The organism is Streptomyces sp. PTL18 (assembly GCF_059510295.1).
In genome coordinates this window covers 1-4281 of sequence record NZ_JCAJZO010000075.1, presented here as the reverse complement: position 1 = coordinate 4281, position 4281 = coordinate 1, and the positions used below count along the sequence as shown (strand labels likewise).

Below are 4281 nucleotides of genomic sequence, written 5' to 3'. Positions count from 1 at the left end.
ACGCCTCGGGGGCCACAACCCCGAAACTGAGGGCCCTCCACAATGCCCTGGCCAGCACCGAACGGGTCGGCACCGCGATGCACTGGCTCTCCGGCGGCATCGTCTCCACCGTCCTGTCAGACCTCGGCTCCGGACGCCGGCCCCTGACACACGAGGCCCTGGACGAACTGCCGGAGGGCAAGGTCGTCGAGCACATCTGCAGTGTCCTCGTGGCCGCCGACGCCTTGCCGCAACGGGACGAGCAGATGGTCCGCCTCCAACGCCACGTGAAAGATCTCGTTTCCTCCCACCCGACCGCCGAGGGACGCAAGATCCTTCACCGATACGCGACGTGGCACCTCCTTCGCCGTCTTCGCCGACGCAGCCACGGCAAGGGCATCACACACACCCAACTCGTCGTCGTCCGCCAGCACCTGCGTGCCGCCGTCTATCTCCTCAACTGGATTGAGGACCAGAACCTGACTCTTGATATCTGCCGCCAGAGCGACCTTGAACGCTGGCTGACCAGTGACGACGTCCGCCATCGTCGAGAAGCAGGACACTTCGTGCGGTGGGCCCTCTCCCAGAGGATCGCCCGTGACCTCAGCTTCCCGGCCGTGAAATGGAACGGCCCCTCCCAGATCATGGACGACGAGGCCCGCTGGGCCGCCGCCCGCCGCCTCCTGCACGACAACACCCTCAAGCCCGAAGACCGCCTTGCCGGCCTGCTGTTGCTCCTCTACGCCCAGTGGCCCGCCGCGATCTCGCGGCTCACCGTCGACCACGTCGAGGAGATGGACGGAGCCGTCCGCCTCCGCCTCGGCGCCGTCCCGGTCGAGCTCCCCGCACCCGTCGCTGAACTGGCCCTCCAACAGGTGGCGGTTCGCCGCAGCCATGCCGTCCTCGGCCGGACAGACTCTCCCTGGCTCTTTCCTGGAGGCCAGCCTGGTCGGCCGATCAGCGTCTGGGCCATGGGCGAACGGCTCCGCAAACTCGGCATCCGCCTCGCCGAGATCCGCTCGACCGCGCTGTTCCAGCTCGCCACCGAACTGCCTGCCGCAGTCCTCGCCCGCACCCTCGGCATCGACATCACCGTCGCCGTCAAATGGCAGCGAGCCGCGGCCGGGGACTGGGGCGCCTACGCCGCCGACGTCGCCAGCCGGAAACATCCGTGAGCCATGCCCCATGCCCTTGATTACCCGAGGCCGCCGTTGCTCTGGAGAAGCTGGCCGTTGATCCATCCGCCCTCGGCGGAGCAGAGAAACGAGACCAGGTTCGCGCAGTCCTGCGGCACCCCGAGGCGGCCCAGAGGCGTGAAGCGGATCATGTCCGCCTTCTGGTCGTCAGTCATCCACCCGGTGTCGGTCGGTCCGGGATTGATCGCGTTGCAGGTCACTCCCAGGTGGGCAAGCTCACGGGCGGCGGCCAACGTGATCCGGTCCATCGCTCCCTTGCTTGCCCCATAAGGCAGGTTGCCTGCGGTGTGGTCGCTGGTCAGGCTGACGATCCGCCCGCTGCCATGCTGTCCGCGGAACCGCAACCCGTACTCCCGGATCAGCAGCCAGGTTGCCCGCGCATTGACCGCGAAGTGCAGGTCGAAGCTCTCCACCGTGGTGTCCAACAAGCCAGAGTCGACCGACTCGCAATGGCAGAGCACGAGCGCGGTGACGTTCCCCAGCTCACGCTCGACGTTGTCGAAGAGCTGAGCCGGCGCGGCCGGATCGCTCAGGTCCGCCTCGACCGCAAGCGTTCTCGCCCCAAGGGACGCCACCTTCGTCTGCAACTCTTCAGGCGCACCCGGCTCCGTGCCTCACTGCATCCGCGTGTCATACGGAGTCCAGTACGTGATGGCCACGTCCCACCCGGCCCTGGCCAGAGTCAGTACCACGGACGCCGCGATCCCCGCTGAGCGTCCCGCGCCCGTGACCAAGGCAAGCGGGCGCTCCGCCTCTCCTACGTCCTGTCGGCTCCCCACGCGCGTCTCACCAGTCATGATCTTCATCCTGGCGGGCCGCCCACCACTCGGCACCCGATTTTCCCGAGTGCCGCCACCCTCACGTCACTTGAGACGCGCAGACCCAGCCACCACAAGGGACACAAGACGCAGATCAGACAGGTATTCGGGCAGTTCCAATACCCGACTCCGCCATTAAAGATCACCCCGAACACGCTCGCCCGGGCCTACAACGACGCCGGTTACTTCGCCCGCAACGTCCGCACCGTCGAAGTCCTCGTCGACCGAGACGCCGTCGCGTCCGGCGCCGTCGCGAACGGCGAACCGTGGCAGTACTTCGACCTCGGCCACGGCTGGTGCACCTACACGTTCTTCGAGCAGTGCCAGCACCGCATGGCCTGCGCACGCTGCGACTTCTACACCCCCAAGAACTCCAGCAAGAGCCAGCTGCTGGAGGCGAAGGAGAACCTGCAGAAGATGTTCGCGAGCATCCCGCTCACTGACGACGAACGCGCTGCTGTCGACGACGGCCAGGCCGCCCTCGACCAGCTCCTGGAGCGACTCACCGACGTTCCCACCCCCGCCGGACCCACACCACGGCAGATCGGCGTCCCAGCCACCGCGACACTTCTACCGATCGTCGATCTCGGGGCCAGCGGACGCCCCTGCTCCAGCAGTGAGACATGCTGAGATCATGGAACCCAGCCATGACCACCTCCTCGACGGCGAGGCGCTGCCCTTGCCCGAGCCCTGGATACGGATCCTCGACTCAGAACCCAGGAACACACTGGAGGCTCAGCTGAAGGTCGAGGTCGGCGAAGGGCACCCGCTCTTCGGGAAGTCGGTGACCGCACTGGCTCGCTGCGGCCGCTGCGATGAAGTGTTGTTCGGCACCGAGGGAGCCTCCACAGGGTTCGCGCAGGTGCATCTCACCTGGCGTTCAGCCCCCGATACGCCTCCGTGGCCGTGGACGGAGTTCCTGTCGCCACCGCTGTTCGACAGCCTCGCTGACCACGCTCACTGACCACCGAACTTGACGAATCTGATTCCACAGAACGCCGTGGGAGACGGTCTACGGCTACTTCGCCGCCTGGCAGAAGGAAGCCCATCTTCGACCAGCTCAACGGCCTGCTGCGGCGCCTGCTCCGGGAAGCCGAAGGCCGCAACGCCGAGCCGAGCGCCTGCGTGCTGGACGCTCAGAGCGTCAAGACCTCCGCCAACGTCCCCGCGGCCGGCCAAGGTATTGATGCAGGGAAGAAGATCGCAGGTCGCAAGCGCCACATCGGCGTCGACACCCTCGGCCTGCTGCTGGCCGTCTGGGTGACCGCTGCCAGCGTCTCCGACAACGCCGGCGGCATCCACCTGCTCTCCCAGATCTCCGCCACCAGTCCTCAGTGGACGTTAAGTCCGTTTCTGGTAGCAGCCTCGTCCGGGTTGGGTGAGGAAGCCTTGTCGGACGAGGCGTCCCAGGCGGCTGCGGGTGACGTTGACGGTCGCCTCGTCGGTGGGCATGCCGAGGAGTTCGTGCAGCTCGCGGGCTCGGAGTGCCCGGCCGGGGTGCTGGTTGAAGGCGTTCACGATGGCCTGGTAGGCGGTGTTCGTCTCGGGCGGATCGGGCTCGGTCCCGAGCGGGATGCGTTCGGCGATGATCTTCCGGGTGGTGGCCAGGTCTGCGAGCCGTGCTTCGGTCTCGGCCAGAGCGGCGGTCAAGTGGTCGATCTGGTTGGGTAGTTCGTCAGCCCGGGCCGTGGTTTTGTCGTGCTGGTCCTGGAGGTCTGCCAGGAGTTCGCTGATGTTCACGCGGCCAGCCCGAGGGTGTCGCGCCAGGTGGGGGCGGGTGTGGTGAGGCGGCGGGCCATGTTGGCGATGGAAGCCCAGTAGACGCGCGAGGCGGAGGTGTCGGGCCGGTGATCGTACTCGCGGGCCAGGCGGCGGTGCAGCATCAACGTGCCGTTGACCTGCTCCACGATCCACCTCTTCGGTTGCGGGACGAAGCCTTTGCCCTGGTCTGCGCGGTTGCGGCGGACGACCTCGACGTCGATGTCCAGCAGGGCGCCGTGGATGAGAACCTCGTCCTTGAAGCCCTGGTCCACCAGGGCCTTCTCCAGACGCATCCCGCACCGCTCGGCCGCCTGATCGAGCAGAGCGGTGCCGGCGGCGTTGTCGTGGGCGGAGGCGGCCAGCACCACGACGCCGATGATCAGCCCCAGAACGTCGACGGCCAGTCCCCGCTTGCGCCCCGACACCTTCTTGTTGGCGTCCAGTCCCGTCGTGGTCTTCGGGACACCCGCAGCCGCGCGGACGGACTGGGTGTCGATGATCACTAGTGTCCTGCGCCGGTAGTCCGG

General features: G+C 67.2%; 6 protein-coding genes and 2 pseudogenes. 4 read left to right on the top strand and 4 right to left on the bottom strand.

Annotated elements, in window-relative coordinates:
• A pseudogene (locus AC5WS8_RS38900) lies at positions 1–1154 on the top strand (site-specific integrase); the annotation flags it as partial.
• A 20-nt stretch (positions 1155–1174) separates the two neighbouring features.
• Here the strand turns inward: AC5WS8_RS38900 and AC5WS8_RS38895 are convergent.
• Together AC5WS8_RS38895 and AC5WS8_RS38890 are read right to left on the bottom strand one after the other, a co-directional pair.
• The gene (locus AC5WS8_RS38895; RefSeq protein WP_496108196.1) at positions 1175–1762 is read right to left on the bottom strand and encodes an SDR family oxidoreductase; all 588 of its coding nucleotides are present in this window, start codon (positions 1760–1762) and stop codon (positions 1175–1177) included.
• A gap of 366 nt (positions 1763–2128) precedes the next feature.
• The gene (locus tag AC5WS8_RS38890; RefSeq protein WP_496108195.1) at positions 2129–2284 is read right to left on the bottom strand and encodes a hypothetical protein; all 156 of its coding nucleotides are present in this window, start codon (positions 2282–2284) and stop codon (positions 2129–2131) included.
• Positions 2285–2326: 42 nt separating this feature from the next.
• Between AC5WS8_RS38890 and AC5WS8_RS38885 the strand changes: the two genes are divergently transcribed.
• From AC5WS8_RS38885 to AC5WS8_RS38875, 3 genes and pseudogenes are all read left to right on the top strand, one after another.
• The gene (locus tag AC5WS8_RS38885) at positions 2327–2623 is read left to right on the top strand and encodes a hypothetical protein (RefSeq protein ID WP_496108194.1); all 297 of its coding nucleotides are present in this window, start codon (positions 2327–2329) and stop codon (positions 2621–2623) included.
• 4 nt (positions 2624–2627) lie between these two features.
• On the top strand, positions 2628–2957 hold the full coding sequence (locus AC5WS8_RS38880; RefSeq protein ID WP_345614023.1) for a hypothetical protein: 330 nt from the start codon (positions 2628–2630) through the stop codon (positions 2955–2957).
• A 34-nt stretch (positions 2958–2991) separates the two neighbouring features.
• Positions 2992–3334, top strand: a pseudogene (locus AC5WS8_RS38875) (transposase); the annotation flags it as partial.
• On the opposite strand, the gene AC5WS8_RS38870 reads toward AC5WS8_RS38875, so the two are convergent.
• Together AC5WS8_RS38870 and AC5WS8_RS38865 are read right to left on the bottom strand one after the other, a co-directional pair.
• Positions 3335–3733, bottom strand: a complete 399-nt coding sequence (locus tag AC5WS8_RS38870) for a hypothetical protein (RefSeq protein WP_496108193.1) — start codon at positions 3731–3733, stop codon at positions 3335–3337. It lies immediately after the preceding pseudogene.
• The coding region (locus AC5WS8_RS38865; protein ID WP_496108192.1) for a transposase at positions 3730–4281 on the bottom strand (552 nt) is incomplete at its 5' end. The genes AC5WS8_RS38865 and AC5WS8_RS38870, both read right to left, overlap by 4 nt.